Raw genomic sequence first — 3,526 nt, forward strand, 5'->3', positions numbered from 1 at the left:
AATAAAATATAATTTAATAATAATTTAAAACAAATTTATAAATCATAAATTAAGTATGGTTGAAGAATTATGCATCAAAATTTTCACACTTTAATAAATAGATATAATTATAAGAAATAATGCTTAAAATACTATATACTAAAAAAAAGATTTCATAAAGACCAGCTGAAAATATTTATTCTTAAATCGTTAGGTGATAAATTGAAAGAATTCAAACTTAAATCTCCATATAAGCCACTTGGTGACCAGCCTCAAGCCATTGAATCCTTAGTTGACGGCATAAAGAAAGGATTGCATGAGCAGACACTCTTAGGGGTCACCGGTTCAGGAAAGACATATACAATGGCCAATATTATTGAGAAAGTACAAAAACCCACCTTGATCATATCACACAATAAGACATTGGCAGCACAATTATATGAGGAATTCAAGGTATTTTTCCCTGAAAATGCCGTTGAATACTTTGTCAGCTATTATGATTACTACCAGCCTGAAGCCTATGTGCCAAGGACAGACACATTCATTGACAAGGAGGCTTCAATCAATGAAGAGATAGACATAATGAGACATTCCGCCACCCAATCCCTTTTATCACGTGATGACGTTATTGTAGTCAGCAGCGTAAGCTGCATATATGGCATAGGTTCACCTGAAGATTACGGAGAATTTGCGTTTTCCATAGCTGTAGGAGACATTTACGACAGATCTGACATTCTTAGAAAACTTATCTTCATGCAATACGAGCGTAATGACATTGCCTTTGAAAGAGGTCAATTCAGAGTAAGGGGAGATGTCATTGAAATCAATCCGGTTCACGGAACACCGCCAATAAGAATAGAACTCTTTGGCGATGAGATTGATGCGATTAGCCTTATTGACCCTGTAACCGGCAAGAAGGAGGAATCCATACAAAGATATGTGATATTTCCAGCAAAGCACTTCGTTGTAGGTGCCGACAGAATGGACCAGGCACTTAAGGACATCAGCGATGAGCTTGAAGATAGGATCAGAGAACTTAATTTCAATGGGAAATATGTGGAAGCCCAAAGATTGGAGCAGAGAACACGCTTTGACATAGAGATGCTTCAGGAAATGGGATATTGTCCTGGAATTGAAAACTATTCCATGCACTTATCCGGAAGAAACTGGGGAGATATGCCTTATTCATTGCTTAAATACTTCCCTGATGACTATTTGACAATCATTGACGAATCACATGTAACCGTTCCGCAGATTAGGGGAATGTACAATGGAGACAGGTCCAGAAAGGAAACCCTTGTAGAATACGGCTTCAGATTGCCTTCCGCAAAGGAAAACAGGCCATTGCGCTTTGATGAATTTGAAGCAATCCAAAATCAGGTACTTTATGTTTCAGCCACTCCAGGACCTTATGAAATGTCAAGAAGCCAGAATGTTGTAGAGCAAATCATTAGGCCAACAGGACTTGTAGACCCTAAAATCACTATCAGGCCTGTTCAGGGACAAGTTGAGGACCTGCTTGCTGAGGTCAGAAAGAAAGTGGCTAAGGACCAAAGGATTCTTGTAACAACCCTTACAAAAAGAATGGCTGAAGACTTGACAGACTACTATGCAAAAATAGGAATTAAGGTAAGGTATCTTCACTCAGAGATCGATACATTGGAGAGAGTGGAAATCATCGACGACTTAAGGCGCGGAGAGTTTGATGTCCTTGTAGGAGTAAACCTCCTAAGGGAAGGTCTTGACCTGCCTGAAGTGGGACTTGTAGCCATTTTAGATGCGGATAAGGAAGGATTCCTAAGGTCTGAAACCTCTCTCATCCAGACAATAGGAAGAGCTGCAAGGAACGTTGACGGCGAGGTTCTTATGTATGTGGACGAGATGACAGATTCCGTCAGAAATGCAGTGGACATTACAAACAAGAGAAGAAAGCTGCAAATGGCATACAATGAGAAGTACAACATAACCCCTCAATCCACTTACAGAACACTTAAGGACAAGAAGATGTCCACTAAGAAGACTCCTTCAAGGGATGACCTTAAAGGCATGCCTAAGGATGAGCTTAAGCTATTGATCAAGGACTTGGAAGCGGAAATGAAGGAAGCTGCAAATGACCTGGACTTTGAAAGGGCAGCTGTCCTAAGGGATCAAATAGTTGCCTTGAAAAGTATAAAAAGTTCTAAAAAGTACTAAAAAGAGTTAATAATATTGTTAAAAATAGTATAAAAATTAATAAAAATTAATAAAAAAGAGTTGTAGGAAATATCCTACGACTTAATTTCTTTTTTTTAAAGATTTGAAAATCTAATTCTCTTCTTTTTCCAATGCTTCTACGACAGTATGTCTGAATACAAGTACGGCATCATCTTCAGGATTCAATTCCAATGCATTGTCCAGACATTTCAAAGCATCTGAATAGTGATTCAATTGGCTTAGGACCATTCCCTTATACTTCCAATAAACCGGATTGTGAGGGTCTGCATTCACTGCCTTGTCAAAACAGGAATCTGCCTCATTGAAACGGTTGACGGCAAACAAGGTCATTCCCTTTAAGAACCAAGTCTGTTCATTATCCCAATCTAGTTCCAATGATTTGTCAAAACATTCAATGGCTTCATCTGTTCTGTTTAAAAGACCTAAGGTACTAGCTTTCATATTCCAAGCTTCAGTGCGTCTTTTATCAACCTTTAATGCAGCCTGATAGGCATCCAATGCCTCTTCATACTTGTTTTCTTTTCTTAATTGATTTCCCTTCTCCATCAATTCATCGAATTTCATAGAATCACCTGGATAAGAATTATAATTGAAAAATATAATCTTAAAAAATTTATATTCATTACTTATTTTCTATTATGTTAACACGTGTTAATAAAATTTATGATAACGGCGTAATATTTTTTAAATTGAAAAATAGTTAAAAATAATAGTTTTGAGAATCTAAAAAAGATGAAAAAATAGGATAAAAGGAAGTGAAAAAAATTATTTTGGGATTAGAATACGGCCTCTAAGAGGAGGTGCACTCATTGTAACGAATTTATAGACTTCCTTATTGATCTGTTGCTGATAATAGATTATATCAAGCATCTCATCAGTCACTTCATTTATCTTGATGAATTTCCTAAGCCTTGGATCATCAAAGGGATTGTCAATTTCTATTTCATCTCCAGGAGAATAATTGCTCTTTAAATGATTGTCCAATATTTTCTGTGCGGAAATCATCTTATCCCTTATTTCCTCTCCTTTCAATTCCCCCAATAGGAATTCCTGATCTAAATCAAATGTCAAATATTCATATTCATCATTGAATTTCAAATTGCTTCCTGTTTTCATAGTCATATTATCACTCAAATCATTCAATTTATATTATATGACCTATGTTTAATAAGTTTTTATGAAATGTGGAAAAATAGGCAATAAAAATAATTAAAATAAAAAAATTAAAAAAATGATGAAAATAAAAAAATAATCAAAATAAAATAAAATAAAAATAATCAAAATAAAATAAAATAAAAATAATCAAAATAAAATAAAATAAAAATAATAAAAA

Annotated in this window: 3 protein-coding genes; 1 reads left to right on the forward strand and 2 read right to left on the reverse strand. The window is 35.1% G+C overall.

Annotated elements, in window-relative coordinates:
• Positions 1 to 201 precede the first annotated feature (201 nt).
• Positions 202 to 2,172, forward strand: coding sequence for an excinuclease ABC subunit UvrB (gene uvrB / locus IJE13_RS07965; RefSeq protein ID WP_292779130.1), 1,971 nt, complete (start codon positions 202 to 204; stop codon positions 2,170 to 2,172).
• Between the two features lie 111 nt (positions 2,173 to 2,283).
• On the opposite strand, the gene IJE13_RS07970 is transcribed toward uvrB, so the two are convergent.
• A complete protein-coding gene (locus tag IJE13_RS07970; protein ID WP_292779132.1) occupies positions 2,284 to 2,757 on the reverse strand; it encodes a tetratricopeptide repeat protein in 474 nt (157 codons plus the stop codon).
• 201 nt (positions 2,758 to 2,958) lie between these two features.
• The gene (locus IJE13_RS07975) at positions 2,959 to 3,315 is read right to left on the reverse strand and encodes a hypothetical protein (protein ID WP_292779134.1); all 357 of its coding nucleotides are present in this window, start codon (positions 3,313 to 3,315) and stop codon (positions 2,959 to 2,961) included.
• Positions 3,316 to 3,526 lie beyond the last annotated feature (211 nt).

It is taken from the genome of Methanobrevibacter sp. (assembly GCF_017410345.1).
Taxonomy (GTDB): Archaea; Methanobacteriota; Methanobacteria; order Methanobacteriales; family Methanobacteriaceae; genus Methanobrevibacter.